This window comes from Pseudomonas sp. Irchel s3a18 (assembly GCF_900187535.1).
Lineage (GTDB): Bacteria > Pseudomonadota > Gammaproteobacteria > Pseudomonadales > Pseudomonadaceae > Aquipseudomonas.
Window position 1 is genome coordinate 51,189 of record NZ_FYDV01000017.1, and the last position, 16,707, is coordinate 67,895.

A 16,707-nucleotide genomic window follows, 5' to 3' on the forward strand; every position below is an offset into this window, starting at 1 on the left:
GCTTCTTGTTTCAGCGATTGATCACTGGGCTATGGTCTTCATCGACACCCCCCGCTCAATCGGCGTCGAGCGACCATAGATGTCTTCGAACCGTTCGATATCGTCCTCACCCAGGTAGCTGCCCGACTGCACTTCGATGATCTCGAGCGGGATCTTGCCCGGGTTGCGCAGACGGTGGACCGAGGCGATCGGGATGTAGGTCGACTGGTTTTCGGTGAGTAGGAACACGTTTTCGTCGCAGGTCACTTCCGCGGTGCCACTGACCACGATCCAGTGTTCGGCGCGGTGGTGGTGCATTTGCAATGACAGGCAGGCACCCGGCTTGACCGAGATGCGCTTGACCTGGAAGCGGCCGCCCATGTCCACCGAATCGTAGGACCCCCACGGACGGTAGACTTCGCAATGGTTCAGGGTTTCGCTGCGGCCCTGTTCATTGAGGGTGTTGACCATCTGCTTGACGCCTTGGACCTTGTCCTTGTGGGCGATCATCATGGCGTCCTTGGTTTCGACCACCACGATGTTCTCAAGGCCAATCACCGACACCAGTTTGCCGTTGCCATGGATCATGCAGTTGCGGCTGTCCTGGATCACCACATCGCCCTTGCAGACGTTGCCGTTGGCGTCTTTCTCATGCACGTCCCACAACGATGACCAGCAACCCACATCGCTCCAGCCGGCGGTCAGCGGCACCACGCAGGCACGCTGGGTCTTTTCCATCACCGCGTAGTCGATGGAGTTGTCCGGGCAGCAGGCGAAGGTGGCTTCGTCGAACGTGACGGAGTCGGCGTCCTGATGGCTACGCTCAAGGGTCAGCAGGCAGGTGTCGTAGATATCCGGATCGTGCTTCTTCAGCTCTTCGAGGAAGCGACTGGCGCGGAACAGAAACATACCGCTGTTCCAGAAATAACCGCCGGCCTGGACGAACTCGGTGGCGCGCTTGACGTCGGGTTTTTCGACGAAGTGCGAGACCCGGCTGACGCCTTCGGGCAGCAGCGCGTCGTTGGTGGACTTGATATAGCCGTAGCCGGTTTCCGGTTTGGTCGCCGGTACACCGAACAGCACCATCTCGCCGCGTTCGGCGGCGACGGTGGCCAGGGCCAGGGCACGCTGCAGGGCTTTCTGGTCTTCCAGCACGTGGTCGGCCGGCAGCACCAGCATCAGTTCGTCACGACCTTCATTGACCAGCATCATCGCCGTCAGCGCTACCGCCGGTGCGGTGTTGCGCCCGAAGGGTTCCATGAGGATGCGCTGGGCTTGCAGATTGCGGTTGCCCAGTTGCTCGTTGACGATGAAGCGATGGTCCTTGTTGCAGACCACGATCGGGGTATCCATGCCGTCGAACACCAAGCGCTCCAGGGTTTGCTGGAACAGGGTGTGTTCACCGGTCAGGGCCAGGAACTGCTTGGGGAATTGTTTGCGCGAAAGCGGCCAAAGACGTGAGCCGCTACCACCGGACAAGATCACTGGAATCATGGTGTTACTCCTAATAAGTGCAGTTGGAAGCTGCAAGCTTCAAGCGGCAAGTTAAAAGCTCTTCACTTGCTGCTTGTGGCTTGTGGCTAATAGCTCGCGCGATCAGCGCGTCGACACCGGGCGTTTCACCCACACTGGCGACAGGCTGCTGCCGCTTCCGGTGACGTACAGCACTGCCGCTTCACCGCGCTCCAGCGCAACGGGTTTCACGTCGCCGACCTTCTGGTCGCCGTCATACAGCGCCAGGCTGACTTTCACCGGGTTGATTTCACGTTCGCCACGGCCCTTGGCGGCAACGCTCTTGACCACTTCGGTCTTGCCGTCGGCGGTCTTCAGGGTCAGGGCCTTGTCACTGAGGTTCTGCACCCGCACCAGGGATTTCTGCTTGTTCTTGAACGGTGGTTCTTCGATCAGTTGGGGTTGGCCGCTGGCGTTGTTGACCAGGGTGTAATAGTGATCGGCCGCCAGTTTCACCGGCAGGGTCTGGCTGCCGACCTTGGCGCTGTAGTCGCCACCGGGCATGAAGCTGAAGTCGCTGCTGGCCAAAGGCGCGACGTCGCTCAGGCTGGTGCTGCCGACCGTGGCGCTGACTTCGGCATTACTGGCGTTATAGATGCGCACGAAGCTCGAGCCTTTCGGCGCGGTCGGGCCGTAGAGCGCGGCATCACCGGCGGCGAAGGCCTGCATCGACAGGGCACTCATGCCCGCGATGAGTGCCAGGGTTTTAGCGAGACGGCGAGGAGTTGTAGTGAAAGTCATGGTGTACCTCTCTTTCAGTTTTGCGCCCGGTCGGGCGTCTCGGATTTGCTGTTGATGGCTACGTTTTGTTGGCGTGCACCGGCTTGTTTGAGCGCGGCGACCCACTGTGGGTCGGCGTCGCCGATTTCGTTGTTCACCGGCAGATATCGTTCAGGGAACTCCCAGATCAGCACTTGCGGCGGGCTGTTCTTGAAGGCGTCGCTTTTCAGGTAGCTGAGCATCGGCAGAATCGGGCCGTGACCGTCTTCGGCGTAATTGACCACATCGCTGTGCAGCGCCTGCTTGAGCGCACCGACAAAGTTCCAGTCGGGGTTGGCGCTGTAGCTGGTACCGATCAGTGCGACCGGTACTTCGGCGTCGGCAAACAGCGCGTCATCACCGACGGATGGATCTTCAACCGTCAGGGTGCGGCGTTTTTGCAAGGCCTCGGTGGCCGGCATCAGGTTTTCGAACAGCGGGTCCAGCGGCAGGAACAGGCGCAGGTCGCCCTTGTGGCTGACGTTCTCCGTGGTTTCGGTGACGAAGCGCTGCGGTGGGCCACTGAGCGGCGTCTTGTCGGCAATGGTCCTGGCCAGTTGCTCGGCGGCGATTTGTGCGCCCTCCGGGGTCCAGTGGGTGTCGGTACGCAGGAATACTTGTTGACCGTTCTGTTTGGCTTGTTTGAACGGCCCCAGCAGGTCGGGAGCGAGGATCCGCTCGGCAGCCAGGCGGTTGTGGAAATCCTTGTAGAGATCGGCGTGGATGCTGGCCGGTTTAACCTCGGCCAGGTGTTCCGGGTACAGGCGAACCTTGGCTGGAACAACCGCCATTACCAACTGCACGCCGCTGGCCTTGAGGGTCTGGCGCACGCCTTCGACCAGGGCGTAGTTGCCTTGCAGGTTCAGCTCTTCGTTGACGATCGGGTGGAACTCTTCATCGCTGTACAACCACTGGTCGCGACCGAGCACCACGCCCGGACGACCTTCGTTGAACAGCTTGAAGTCCAGGGCCGCCCACAGGTTGGTGCCCAGGCGCTTGATCGGGAACTGGTCGTCGTAATGGGTTTCCACGGCCTTGGCCCAGCGACCGTTGAGCACGGTGGCGTCGGGGTTGGTGTTGAAGCCGAAGAAGCTGCGCATCGACCACAGGCCCAGGACCATCAGGGTCACCAGGAACAGGGCGATGTAGAACAGACGTAATGAGCGGGTCATGGTCAGATCCCTCAGAACTGGAAGTAAAGGAACGGCGAGAAACTTTGCGCCGAGAGTTTGAGAATCGAAGCAATGAACAGCAGCAGCACCAGTGCACGCATCACGAAACGCGACCCGTCAGCCGTCCAGTAGGCGGGTTGCACCTGGGCTTCGACGCCGACGGTGTAGCCAGGCGCGTGGATGCTTGCCGGGTTATCCCCAGGCACGGCTTTGATCAGGCCCGGTTGGGCGGCGGCCGGGCCATCGGCATCGACGTTCACCGCAGGCGTGGTCTTGAGCGGTGGCTGGTTGCGGTAGAAGTCGCGCAGGCCGAAGAACGCGAGCGTCACGTAAGCCACGATCAGGGTCGCGACTTGCAGGCCGGTGAGGCTGGCCTGATTGAGCTCCGAGAGCGACCAGTCGCCGAAGCTGAACATGGCGCCGTACATGCGACCGGCGACGTGCAGGTTCTCGGCGCGGAAGATCACCCAGCCCATCACCACCAGCAGGAAGGTCAGGGCCCAGCGCACCGGATTGAAGCTGCGTGGCGAGGTGTTGAGGCCGATGGCTTTTTCAATCGCCAGCCACATGCCGTGCCACGCGCCCCAGACGATGTAAGTGATGTTGGCGCCGTGCCACAGGCCACCGAGCAACATGGTCAGGAACAGGTTGCGGTAAGTGATCAACGTGCCTTTGCGGTTACCGCCCAGGGTGATGTACAGGTAGTCCCGCAGCCAGGTGGACAGGCTGATGTGCCAGCGCCGCCAGAACTCGGTGATCGACTGGCTGATGTAGGGCTGCTTGAAGTTTTCCATGAAGCGGAAACCCATCATCAGCCCCAGGCCGATGGCCATGTCGCTGTAGCCGGAGAAGTCGAAGTACAGCTGTGCGGTGTAGGCCAGCGCACCGAGCCAGGCATCCCCCGTGGTCGGGTTTTGCAGGGCGAAGCAATGGTCGGCGACCACCGCCAGGGTGTCGGCGATGAACACCTTCTTGATGAAGCCCTGCATGAACCGTGTGCAGCCCTCGGAGAATTTGTCGAGGGTGTGGGTGCGGTGGTTGAACTGGTCGGCCAGGTCGCGAAAGCGCAACACGGGACCGGCGATCAGGTGCGGGAAGATCGCCACGAACGCCGCGAAGTCGATCAGGTTGCGGGTCGCCGGCGTGTCGCCACGGTAGACGTCGATGATGTAGCTGATGGACTCGAAGATGTAGAACGAGATCCCGATCGGCAACAGCACGTGGGTCAGGATGAACGGCTCAAGTCCCACCGAGGTCATCATGGCGTTGATGCTGTCGACGCCGAAGTTGGCGTACTTGAAGTAGCCCAGGATGCACAGGTCGACGGCCACGCCCAGCAGCAGCCAGCGCTGCGCCGGCTTGGTCCTGACGCCGGCGGCGCCGACTTTCAGGCCGATCCAGTAGTTCCACAGCGTGACGGCGGCGAACAATGCCAGGAAGTCCACGCGCCACCAGGCATAGAACACATAGCTGGCGATCAATAGCAGCAGGTTGCGATAGCGTTGCCCGCTCAAGTAGTACATGCCGAGAAAGATCGGCAAGAACAAAAACAGGAACACGTTGGATGAAAACACCATCCCGGTCTCTCCTTGTTGAACTCACAGTCAAGGGCCAATGGCCCCCCCAAACCCCCCACGAATAACCGTGGAGGGCGGTATTACATTCACTGCCAACCTGGGTAGGAGCGAGCTTGCTCGCGAAGGTCGTCAACGATGACGCGGGGCACCTTGAAAAACGCGGTGCCTGTGCGTCCTTCGCGAGCAAGCTCGCTCCTACAGGGAGTGGCCTTTGTTGGTCTTTTCGTTGGTCGGGTCATAGACCCTGGTCAGGTCGCCACCCAGGCGGAAGGTCTTGAACGGTTGCATCTGCCGTTTGCGTTTCAGCACATCCGGCGTGCAGGTGTAGAGCGAGCAGTACGGTTCGAGCCAGGCGAACTTCGAGTCGACTTTCAGGTCGGTCATGTCCTGCTCCTTGCCGTTCTTTCTCTCGAAGGCTTCAGGGTCTTTCGCCCCGGTCAGCACCCGCTCACCCAGACGCTTGAGCGCAGCGTTGTTTTCCTGGCGCAGGTCGACACCGTTGACCTGGGCGAAGCTGGCGATCATCGCCAGCGGCGGCAGGGCGTAGTTGTGATAGGCCAACGCCCGTTGCTGGCGCTTGAGTTCGTTGGGCAAGAAGCTCTGGGCGTCGACCTGGTTGGCGCCGACCTTGAACTCCTTGACCGCCCAGTCGAACAGGTCGCGGCGGTTGGTGGCGACCGAGGTCGCCATCACTGACCAGGCAGCCCAGTACGAATGGTTGTTGGTTTTATCCAGCGGCAGGTTGTCCCAGTCGCTGACCACCTGGTCGGCCATCTTGCTGAACCAGGCTTCGATCAACTGTGCCTCTTGCGGGTGAGCCGCCAGTGGACGGGAGTTGGAGAACTTCAGGCGGATGTAGGCCGAGGCCATGCTGCCCAGCGCCCATTTGCGCATCGACTTGCCGGTGTGGTTGAAGTCCTTGGACATCAACGCATCGGCCTTGGCCCAGGCCGTCAACCAACTGAGGGTGCAGTCGAGCTGTTCCGGGCGACCATCACGCATGAACTGCATCACCTGCTTGCTGGTACCGCGCTCGATTGCGGTGATGTCGGCGGTGGCGTCGCGAAAGGCTTTTTCCGATTCCCGGTTCAGGGTCGAACGGGCCTTGTCCGAGCCTTCGTACTTGCTGCGAAATTGCAGGGCACCGGTGTACGGCGTCGGTATTGCGTCGCAGCCTTCGCCACTGTTGCCGGTCTTGAATTTATCCACAGGCGCAAAATAGCCCTGGGGTGGACGCAGTGCCTCGGCTGCCTGGGTGACCCCGGCGAACATCGCCAGGCTCAGGAGCGTTGGTGCCAACAGGTGTTTCAGCGTCGCAGTGTGCATGGCAGACCTCATTGCCCAAGCTGGGCGGTACGTTGCCCAGCGCTCGGGAATACGTTGCGTTTGCAGATTTTCGCTTCGATTTTTTGCCCCGCGGCGCCCGCTTCCGGGCCCTGGACTTCAAGGGCCAGCAGGTTCTGCGAGGCCCAGTCTTCATCGGTGCGCAATTCAAAGGCGAAGCGACCGTCGGTGTCGGCGGTTTCCGGTTTGTCGATCTTGATGTCCTCGTGGCGACCGTTCATGTACCAGAGGGTGGCTTGCAGGGTTTTCACCGACGGGTCGGCGAAACGAATATCGACCTGGTGGCTGCTGTTGCGCAGGTCCATGTTCTGGCGGTTGACCATCAACTCGTTCTTGCCGGGCTTGAGCGTGGTGCTGCTGCTCATCAGCGCGTCCTTGCCTTCGCACCCGTTATCGAGCAGCGCCATCATCTGGCGGTAGATGGTTTCCTGGTCCAGGCGATACAACGGCGAGAACTCCCAGATGAGGATTTTCGGTGGGGTCTTCTGGAACTCGTCGCTGCCCAGGTACTGCAGCATCGAGCCTTCCAGGCCGCCGCCGGGAAAGGCGACGTTGAGAATGTCGGCGCCGATGGCCTCTTCCAGGAACCCGGAGAAGTTGTAGTTTTTGCCACTGTGGCTGGTGCCGACCAGGGTGATCTGCGGGTTGCCGGCATCGCTGAACAGGTCGCCGTCCGCCGCCTCGCCCTTGGGCTCGGTGGTGAACTGGTCCATGTACTGGATGGCGTAACTGGTGCCGCACAGTTGCCCGGCCATGTTGTGCAGGGTGCCGGTCTTGCCCATACGTCCGGTCTTTTTGGTTTCGAACTCACGCTTGGGAATATCGGCGAACCCTGGCAGTTGCTTAACCTTCTCAGCGACGATTTTTGCCGTGCGTTGGGCACCGTACGGGGTCCAGTGCTGGTCGCCACGGAAGTAGAAATCGTGAGCGGGCAGGGTCTCGGGCAGTGATTCGTTGGTCAGTGGCGAGAGGTCCGGCACCACGTAGCCCATCTCGGCAAAACGCCCGAGCATGGTCTGGTAGTTTTTCAGCGCCTTGTCGTAATCGAACGCGGCCTTTTCCTGGGGGTTGAGTTTGTTGCGGTTCACCAGGCCACGGGTCGGCTGGTAGACCACCACCAGTTCAATGCCTTTGCTCTGGAACGCATCGTGCAGTTGCTTGAGGCGGCGGTAGCCTTCGGCCGTGGTAGTGAATTCGGTGCGCAGGTCTTCCCGGGTACGGAACAACCAGTCGCCTTGCGCCTGCACCAGGGTGGTGAAGTTTTGCTGATAGCGAGTGGTGTAGTTTTTCGCGTCGTGGGCCTCGGGGCACAGGTTGCAGCACGGCTCGGCGGTAAAGGCCGGCGCCTTGCCATCGTCCGCGCTGGCCGCAAGGCTGGCAGTGAACATGGCCGCGGTCAGGCCGGTGAGGCTGAACAGTTTGATCAGATGTGGCTTCATGAATGTCATCCTCAGTCGCGCAGGTCGGTCTGACGTTCGACGGGGTCGATCAGCACGGCTTTTTGCTGGCGCACCAACAGGTCGAGGATTTCGTCCTGGCGTTCGCCCAGGATCCCCGAGAAGCTGATGCCACTGGATTTGGTCGGGGCAAGCATCGACACCCGGTACAGCTCGACGCTCAACGGCGAGTCGATGGACATCGGTCCGCTGCCGTTGGCCGCCAGTTCACCGCCAACCACGATCAGCGACACCTGGGCATCGAACGGGTCGAGCTTGATGTCACGGTCGGTGTCGCTCAGGTCCTTGATGTGGCCGTAGACGCCGGTCAGGCCGTTGGCCATGGCGACGTTTTCGTAGAGACGAATGTTCACGCTGTTACGAATGCGGATGCCGTGGCGTTGGTTGCTGATCACCTTGTTGCCCCACAGCAGGTTGTCGGCACTCTCGTAGAGGGTGATGCCGTCGGTGTGGTTGCGGTAGATCTCGTTGTAGGCGATCAGGTTGTTGACGCTATTACGGTCGATCACCAACCCTGACAACTTGTTGTCGTAGCTGCGGTTGTTGAAGATGAAGCTGTCATTCACTTCACGGGAAATGATGATGCCGTGCTTCTTCTTCGTGCCATGGACGGTGTTGTCCGCGATGATCAGGCCATGGGAGCGGTCGTGGGGGTCGATGCCGTAGACGATGTTGTCGCGGTAGGTGTTGCCCTTGACCACGAAGTCCCGGGTCTCATAGCAGTAGAAGCCGTACCACATGTCCGAGAACTCGGAACCGATGATCCAGCCGGTCGGTTCCGGGCGCTTGAGCACCTTGGCCATGTTGGGCGTGTACTGGGAAATACTCACCCCGTAGGACTTACTGTTGGCGTAGCCGAAGCTGGCCATCTTGCTGTTGACGATGTACGTCTGGGTGCCACCCCAGGCCAGCAGGAACGGGCGGAACTCCTTGGGCGAGCGGAAGCTCGCCGGGCCGTTTTCCTTCTCGCGCCAGCCGGTGATTTTCGTGTCGCGCACGAACAGCTGGCCGTCGTTGACCAGGAACGAACCGGCCTCTTCGGACAGGCGCAACTCCTGGGTCTGCTGGTCGATGTCGAGGATGCCCTTGGCTCCGACCACGATCGGCAACCTGGCCAGGAACACACCCGGTGCCGTTTCGCTGAAGTACTGCTTGGGCAGTGTCTTGACCAGGTCCTTGAGGTTCAGGTAGCCGTCGTCGATAAAGATCGCCTGGGGGATGCCGTGTTGACGCACCACCCATTCGGCCATCTTGTTATCGCCGCCGATGAAGTCCTTGAGCGCGTCTTCCTGCATCATCCGCCGCACGCTGACCTTGCCGACCTTGCTGCGCACGATCTTCGCCTCGACCGCTTGCGCGGTATAGCCGGACAGGTCGGGCAAGGTCGGCGCCGCCAGTTCCAGTGGCGCGGTCGGTGCGCTGCTGACGGTGTAGGTCTTGGCCTGTTGCAGCTCCTTGGCCAGGGTCACCGGCTTGCCTTTCTGGACAGGCGCGGCAGGCTCGACGGCGGCGAATGCTGCGTGACTGGCCAGCAGCAACGCAGCAGCCAACAGGCCGAGCGAACGGTTGGTCGCTGGGATGTTCATCCGGGGCACTCCCTTGGCGGCTTGCATCAGAAGCGCCAGATCACGTCGACGAATGCACGGTGCATGTACGAATCGACCTGGTTGCCATAGGCGTCGCCCGGTTTGAACACACCGCCGCGAACGCGCACCAGTGCTGCCGGTTCATCGATCGACTGGCTCAGGTTCGCTGGCAGCAAGCCATGCTTGAAGTACTTGGTAACCACCAGGTCGACTTCCTGGCCGAGGTCTTTATTGCCGTCTTCCAGTGGCAGCGAGGTGCTGGACAGCAGGGCGCCGGTGACGTCGTCGTAGTTGTTTTCCACGGCATTGATGCCGTTGCTGCCGACCGGCTTGTTGCCGTCGACACGCCAGAACTTGTGGTAGACCAGGCTGGCGTCGTAGTCGTCCTGGAGCATCCAGGAGCCGAACAGGGTGGCGCTCTGCATGTTGTTCATCTCGCCGCGGAACGCTTCGCCAAAACGGTGAACCCGCGAACGCGTGCCGGTGTAGTTGGAGCGGTTGCTTTGCAGGCCGTTCTGTTCGTAATCGCTGCTGGCGCGGGCGTAGGCCGCACCGACTTGCCATTGCGGATCAAGGCGCAGACGCACCCCCAGGTCCGTGGCCCAGCCGTCGACGTCGCCGCTGCGCTTGGCATCGACTGGCTGGCTGCCATCGGCATTGAGCGGGTTGACGGTGTCACGATCGCCGGTCATGCCGGTGATGCTCGCCCAGTAGTTGACTGTGTTTCTGTTTTTCAAGCTGTAGGCGTCGCTGTTGGCTTCCAGGCCGACCCAGCTCAGGTCGCCGTTCTGTTTCTTGTCGCTGGCATCAGGCACTTCGCCGGGTGTCGGGTAGTCCAGCTTGCCGTCGTCGTGGGTATGGTGGGCACGCAGGCCGACCCATTGCCCCGGTGTCCATTGGGTCGCGATATCGCCGTACAGGTGCAGGCGATCCTTGTCCTCGGGTGCCAGTTCGGTCAGGTCGGTACGGTATTCGCTGAAGCGTTCGGCAACGCCGACGTTGGCTTTCAACAGGGTGGTGTCGAAGGTCCAGTTCAGCGCTTCGATATTGGTGTCGCGCCATTGGCCGTCGTCGTTGCGCAGACGCTGGCGACCGAACTTGAGGACCTCGCCGGGGTAGGGGGTCAGGCCGCCGTAGCCGACCCAGAACTCACGCATCGCCAGGTAGTTCTTTTTGCTCTCGCGGCCATCGTCGTTGCTGCCCTGGGTGCCCTCAGTGTCGGACTGCTGCAGGGTGTCGGTCTCGATGATGTCGGTGGAGGTCACGGCCTGGCCCATGGCGAAGGCACTCCAGTTGCCGCTTTCGCCGTAGACCCACGGACGCACGTCCAGGCCCACGCCGTTGACGTCGCCGCCAGGCAGCGTGCCCAGGTCGCGGTCGTCCTCGGATTGGCCGGTGATCTTCACGTCCAGGCCGAAGTTCTTGGTGTCAGTCATCGCGGCCAATGTCGGGCACGACCACAACAGGGCAAAGCTCAGGCCGATGCCGGCTTTCACAAAGGGGTTCAACTTCATAGGGATTCCTCGCCGTCTTCTGCTTGCAGGGCCTGCGCGGCCATTGGGTTGTGGCTCAAGGCGCCACGCATGGCCTGTTCTTGTCGCAACAGGCGTTGGGCCTCGGCCAGTTGCGCAGGGGGCAGTTGGGCTTCGAGTGTGTTGGCCAGTTCGTTGGCTTGCGGGGTGTTCTGGGCCTTGGCCAGTTGGCTGAAGACATAGGCATTGAGCGGGTCGGGCCGGGTGCCCTTGCCTTGGGAGAACAACTGGGCAATGGCGAAGTCGGCACTGTTCTGGCCGTTGCGCGCAGCCGTCAGCAAGTGGTCCAGGGCTTTTTGCGGATAGACCTGGCCCAGGTAGCCTCGGCGGTAGATCTGCCCCAGGTAGTAGTCGGCGGCGACTTCCTTGCCCACGGCTTTCTGGAAATGCGCTTCGGCGACCTTGGCGTCGGCCGGTACCCATTTGCCTTCGAAGTAGAGCTTGCCCAACAGCAATTCGGCCCGCGGCTGATCAGCGGCGCGGCCGTTGTCCAGGTAGTGCATCAGCGTGTCGACGTCACCCAGTTCGGGGAAGTCGTAGAGCAACTGTGCCAGGCTAACCCAGGATGCCGGGTAGCCTGGAGCGATCTGTTCCAGCATGGCTTGCGCGGTTTTTTCGTCCGGCTTGCCGAGGCTGGCATCGCTCAGGACCCGGGCGACGCTGTCCATGCGTTGAGCGGACACGGCGCCACGGGCAAACGCGGCGTGCAGTTGCTTGAGCAGTTCTGCCTGTTGCTCGGGTTGGGCCCGCTTCTGATAGACCGTGGCCAACTCGACGTAGCAGATGTCGGTGGTGGTGAGTGCGGCTTTGCAGATGCGCTCGACGTCGTCCAGGTGTTGGTCGTACGTGCCCTGTGTGCGATACAGCAGCACCTGGGCCAGACCGGCTTCCGGGTAACCGGCGGTGCGCCACTGACTGATCTGTTGCTGAGCGTTGACTTCGGGGAAGCTGTGGGGATATTGCAGGTACAGCATGGCCAGCGGGATCAGGGTGTTGCCTTCGCCATTGGCGAAGGCCTTTTTCAACAGGCCTTCGGCCTCATGGCGCTCGGCGTCGGTCGACCCCGGCTTGGCCACCAGCAGGCGCCCCAGGCGAGCCTGGGCCCGTGGCGAGATGTCGGCGGCCGCGCGGTAGGTGGCTTCGGCCGCCGTGATCTGGGCCGGGTCACGGCTTTCCACTTGCAGGTCGGCCAGGCCGACTTGGGCCTCGCTGTACCCCAGGTCCGCCAGTTGTTTGTAGTTCTGCTGCGCCAGCGCCGTGTCACCGCGTTTCAGGGCTTCATTGGCCAGGCGCTGGTCGGGCAGGCCGGCACAGCCAGCCAGGGCGATTGCCATGGCCAGGGTCAATGGCACCGGCAAGGTTCTGATAGGGCTAGTCACAGGCATGTCCTCTGCTTAAAGACCGGCGGCCATGGCTTTGTCGATCAGCCAGTTCACCGATGGGCCGCGGTCGCTGCTGACTTCCACCGGGCGACCGGCGAAGGTGCTGTTCAGTGGCTCGTCCGGCTTGATCTGCACGCGAATGTCGGACGACAGGTCGGCGCTGTTGAGGCTGGTGCTGCTGATGATCTTGCCGGTGCGCAGGCTGTCGTCGCCGGCCACCTGGAAGTTCACGGAGGTGCCAGGGCGTACGTCGGCGAACTGGCGATAGGAGAAGCGGGCCTCGACATTGGCCTCGCTGTTACGCGGCACCAACTGGAAGATCACGTCACCCTTGCTGGCGTACTGACCGTCGGCAACCATCTGCCGGGCCACGGTGCAATCGCAGGGCGAGGTGAGGGTGCCGGTCATTTGCTTGCCGAACAGTTCTTCAACCTTGGCCGGCTGCAGCTGGTCCTGATCCAGATGGCCCTTGAGTACGTCGAGCATGCTGGTGCTGAACGTCGCCAGTGGGGCGCCCTTGGCGGCTACGCCATCGGTCTGGATCAGGCTCTGCACCGTGCCGTCGCGGGGCATGGTCACGTTCATGCCCGGCACATTCACCAGCCCGGCCTGGGCATGGCTGACGAAGTACATGCCATACACCGACTTGAGAATGAACCCGAAGGCTGCCAGGCCCACGACGAAGATCCCGGCACTGAACGTCACCGCGCGCAAACGCCCGAGTGCGCTCATGCCACTGCCGCCGTCCTTGAGCTTGCGCGCCTTGGTGAAGTTGTCCCGTTGCAGGGTCGCCAGTACGTCACCCATGGTCACGATGTCACCGGACAGGTGCGAGGTGATCAGGTGACGCAGGGTGGAGATGTCCTGTGGTTCAAGGTTCTGGAACTGGCAGCCGGTGCGACCGCTCTGGCGATCGTACGAGCGGACCTGCAATTCGACGTCCATCGCCAGGCCGAGGTTGTCGATCAGGAACTGCAGCCGGGCCTTTTTCACTTCACCGACCTTGAACGGTATCTGCCCGGCGTTGAAGCTCAGGCCACCGGCGGACAAGTCGATCAGGCGTGTCTCCACAGGCGTACGGTCCGGGCCGAAGAAGCGCAGCCTGGCCGGGATTTTGACCCGGGCGTGCTGGCGCTGGGCTTCGGATTCATGCACTACGTTGACGTTCACGGCGGTATTCATAGGGGCGATTTCCTAGTTAATTCAGGCAAGGCGGTTCAGACCATCATCAGCAGCACGGCGACGAAAATACTGCCGGCGGAGAAGGTCATGGTCCGAGACGACCAGGTGTTGAACCAACGTTGAAAGCTGGCCAGATCACGGGTCAGGGAAGTGGGCTGGCGAGTCCAGGACTGTTGGTCGAGGCGGAAGAACACGTAGATCTTCACCAGCGCGCCGACGATCTGGTTGTAATAGAGAATCGCCGGGTAGGCCGGGCCGATCCGGTGGCCGGAGCAGGACAGCAGCAGGGTCAGGATCAGGCGGGTGATGCCGATCCACAGCAGGTACACCAGGATGAACGCGGTGCCGTACTTGAAGCTGGCGATCAGCGCCACGGTCAGGCCGAGCAGGGAGGTCCACATCGACACGCGCTGATCGAACAGCACCACCGAGGTGAACGCGCCGAGGCGTTTCACCCCAAGGCCGAGGGCCCGGGAGTTCTGCCGCAGGTTGTTGCCGTACCAGCGGAACATCAGCTTGCGACTGGCCTTGATGAAGCTCTTTTCCGGCGGATGCTCGACGGTGTTGATCGCGGCGTCGGGCACGTAGAAGGTGTCGTAGCCCAGGCGCATCAGGCTGAACCAGCTCGACTTGTCGTCGCCGGTGAGGAACTTGAAACGACCCAGGCGCCAGTGTTGCAGCGAGTCGCTTTCCACGTCGGCGATGAATTCCGGGTTGGTGACCACGGTGGCACGGAACACCGACATGCGCCCGGTCATGGTCAACACGCGCTTGGACAGGGCCATCGAGCACATGTTGATGTGACGCTGGGCGAAACGCAGCTTGTGCCATTCGCTCATGATGTAGCCGCCGCGCACTTCGCAGAACTCGTTGGTGGTCAGGCCGCCGACGTTGCCGAACAGCTGGAACCACGGCACGGTCTTGCGCACCGTGCCTTCGCCGAGCACGGTGTCACCATCGATCACGGCGACCACGGCGCGGTCATCCGGCAGGTGGCGGGAGATGGCGCGGAAACCGTAGGCCAGGCCGTCGCGCTTGCCGGTGCCGGGAATGCGCACGAAGTCGAGCTTGACCCGGGCAGGCGGATTCATCCGGTTCCACAGGCTTTTGACCAGCAGTTCATCGGACATTTCGACGATGGAGCAGACCACGGTGGTCGGCAACTCGCAGTCGATCGCTTCGCGGATCACCGAGCTGTAGACCTGCGCGGTGGTCAGCGCATCGATACGGAAACTGGTGACCATCAGGTACACGTGTGACGGGTCTGCCGCCTTGCCCAGCTTGCGCACTTTGCGCCGCAGGTGCGGGTAGACCACGTAGAGAAACAGCATGCCGCGCACAAAGTGCGTGGCACCCATCGAGTAGCGCCAGATACCCACGGCGCCAATCAGGAAAATGAAGTCCTTCGATTCGGAGTCGAACGTGGACGCGGGCAACGCGAGGGCGAGCCCCATCAGCAAACATAAAAACAACAGCCAACCGGCGGCCTGAAGTAGGCCGTGCTTTAGCCTGTGCATAATCAACATCCGTCGGAGTGGAGGGGCCCCAAGCGGCAAGCCACAAGGCTCGAGTGAGGAGCTTTGAACTTGCCGCTTGCCGCTTGAAGCTTGAAGCTGCTCTTACCAACAGATGCCTTCAGTCCGGCCACTCGCGCTGGTGGCCTTGGACATGAAGCCGACCAGGTCGATGACCTGTTTACCGTCCGGCGCGGTCTCGGCCAGGGCGCGGAACTTCTCGTCGCGGTTGCCCAGGATGATCACGTCGCTGTTGTCGATCACCGAGTCGAAGTCGGCGTTGAGCAGGGACGAGACGTGAGGGATCTTCGACTCGATGTAGTCCTTGTTCGCACCGTGCACGCGAGCGTACTCGACGTTGCTGTCGTAGATGCTCAGGTCATACCCCTTGCCGATCAGCATTTCCGCCAGGTCCACCAACGGGCTTTCGCGCAGGTCGTCGGTGCCGGCCTTGAAGCTCAGGCCGAGCAGGGCGACTTTGCGTTTGTCGTGGCTCTTGACGATGTCGAAGGCGTTCTGCACCTGGGACTCGTTACTGCGCATCAGCGAGTTGAGCAGCGGTGCTTCTACGTCCAGGGTGCCGGCGCGGTAAGTCAGGGCGCGTACGTCCTTGGGCAGGCAGGAGCCGCCGAAGGCAAAGCCTGGGCGCATGTAGTACTGGGACAGATTGAGGGTCTTGTCCTGGCAGACCACGTCCATCACTTCACGACCATCGACACCGACGGCCTTGGCGATGTTGCCGATCTCGTTGGCGAAGGTCACCTTGGCGGCGTGCCAGACGTTGCAGGTGTACTTGATCATCTCGGCCACGGCGATGTCCTTGCGGATAATCGGCGCATCGAGCTCTTCGTACAGCGATTGCAGGACGTCGCCGGACGCTTTGTCGAATTCGCCGATGACGGTCATGGGTGGCTGGTCGTAGTCGGCGATGGCGGTGCTTTCGCGCAGGAACTCAGGGTTCACGGCTACGCCGAAATCAACACCGGCCTTCTTGCCGGAGCAGTCTTCGAGAATCGGGATGACCACGTTGGCCACGGTGCCCGGCAGCACGGTGCTGCGCACGACGATGGTGTGGCGGGTGGTCTTGTCGCGCAGGACAAAACCGATCTCACGGCACACGGCCTCGATGTAGTTCAGTTCCAGATCGCCGTTTTTCTTGCTCGGTGTGCCGACGCAGATCATCGACAGGTCAGTGTCACGGATCGCCTCGGCGAAGTTGGTCGTGCCACGCAGGCGACCGGTCTGGATACCTTGTGCCAGAAGTTCACCCAGTCCCGGTTCAACGATCGGTGAACGACCGGCGTTGATCATGTCGATCTTGTCTTTGGCGACATCAACGCCAACCACGTCGTGGCCCCGTGCAGACAGGCAACCGGCACATACTGCGCCGACGTAACCCAAACCAAATATGCTGATGCGCATCGCATTTACCTCTGTATATATCACGCCATTAAATGGCCGAAGTTAATAGTGTTCAGCGGTCAAAGAGCACTCGGAAGTTAGGCGAGCAGGCGCCACAACGCCGTGTGCTGGCATACTCAATTTCGAGTGTCTAAATAAGTGCACTCAAGTTGTGCGTAACTTGGCCGGATTATGTTGGCTTGCCCTGATATGCAGCCCGGCGTCCTCGGGACGTCGTGGTGCAGCAGAATGGTGGCACTTGAATGTCGGCACAATACCAGCAATATCAAGCACTTTGGTGCTCGAGTGA

At 61.4% G+C, this 16,707-nt stretch carries 12 protein-coding genes; all 12 read right to left on the reverse strand.

Annotation, left to right across the window (positions count from 1 at the left end):
• Positions 1 to 21: 21 nt before the first annotated feature.
• Positions 22 to 1,473, reverse strand: coding sequence for a mannose-1-phosphate guanylyltransferase/mannose-6-phosphate isomerase (locus tag CKW29_RS20480; RefSeq protein WP_095148998.1), 1,452 nt, complete (start codon positions 1,471 to 1,473; stop codon positions 22 to 24).
• 102 nt (positions 1,474 to 1,575) lie between these two features.
• Positions 1,576 to 2,232 carry an alginate O-acetyltransferase AlgF gene (locus CKW29_RS20485; protein ID WP_095148999.1) on the reverse strand — a complete coding sequence of 219 codons (657 nt, stop codon included), beginning with the start codon at positions 2,230 to 2,232 and terminating at the stop codon, positions 1,576 to 1,578.
• 14 nt (positions 2,233 to 2,246) lie between these two features.
• Positions 2,247 to 3,422, reverse strand: coding sequence for an alginate O-acetyltransferase (locus CKW29_RS20490; protein ID WP_095149000.1), 1,176 nt, complete (start codon positions 3,420 to 3,422; stop codon positions 2,247 to 2,249).
• An 11-nt stretch (positions 3,423 to 3,433) separates the two neighbouring features.
• Positions 3,434 to 4,999, reverse strand: coding sequence for an MBOAT family protein (locus CKW29_RS20495; protein WP_095149001.1), 1,566 nt, complete (start codon positions 4,997 to 4,999; stop codon positions 3,434 to 3,436).
• A 195-nt stretch (positions 5,000 to 5,194) separates the two neighbouring features.
• Complete coding sequence (locus tag CKW29_RS20505; RefSeq protein WP_095149002.1) at positions 5,195 to 6,325, reverse strand: mannuronate-specific alginate lyase; 1,131 nt, start codon at positions 6,323 to 6,325, stop codon at positions 5,195 to 5,197.
• Between the two features lie 8 nt (positions 6,326 to 6,333).
• Positions 6,334 to 7,782 (reverse strand): alginate O-acetyltransferase, encoded by a 1,449-nt coding sequence (locus CKW29_RS20510; RefSeq protein WP_095149003.1) that lies wholly within the window; start codon positions 7,780 to 7,782, stop codon positions 6,334 to 6,336.
• Positions 7,783 to 7,793: 11 nt separating this feature from the next.
• Positions 7,794 to 9,413, reverse strand: a complete 1,620-nt coding sequence (gene algG, locus CKW29_RS20515; protein ID WP_095149004.1) for a mannuronan 5-epimerase AlgG — start codon at positions 9,411 to 9,413, stop codon at positions 7,794 to 7,796.
• On the reverse strand, positions 9,413 to 10,900 hold the full coding sequence (locus CKW29_RS20520; RefSeq protein ID WP_095149005.1) for an alginate export family protein: 1,488 nt from the start codon (positions 10,898 to 10,900) through the stop codon (positions 9,413 to 9,415). The genes algG and CKW29_RS20520 overlap by 1 nt, the downstream gene beginning before the upstream one ends.
• Positions 10,897 to 12,303, reverse strand: coding sequence for an alginate biosynthesis TPR repeat lipoprotein AlgK (gene algK / locus CKW29_RS20525; RefSeq protein ID WP_095149006.1), 1,407 nt, complete (start codon positions 12,301 to 12,303; stop codon positions 10,897 to 10,899). The genes CKW29_RS20520 and algK overlap by 4 nt, the downstream gene beginning before the upstream one ends.
• A gap of 9 nt (positions 12,304 to 12,312) precedes the next feature.
• A complete protein-coding gene (locus CKW29_RS20530; protein WP_095149007.1) occupies positions 12,313 to 13,482 on the reverse strand; it encodes an alginate biosynthesis protein Alg44 in 1,170 nt (389 codons plus the stop codon).
• A 35-nt stretch (positions 13,483 to 13,517) separates the two neighbouring features.
• A complete protein-coding gene (gene alg8 / locus CKW29_RS20535; protein ID WP_371850800.1) occupies positions 13,518 to 14,999 on the reverse strand; it encodes a mannuronan synthase in 1,482 nt (493 codons plus the stop codon).
• Positions 15,000 to 15,101: 102 nt separating this feature from the next.
• Positions 15,102 to 16,418 (reverse strand): nucleotide sugar dehydrogenase, encoded by a 1,317-nt coding sequence (locus tag CKW29_RS20540; RefSeq protein ID WP_095144902.1) that lies wholly within the window; start codon positions 16,416 to 16,418, stop codon positions 15,102 to 15,104.
• Positions 16,419 to 16,707 lie beyond the last annotated feature (289 nt).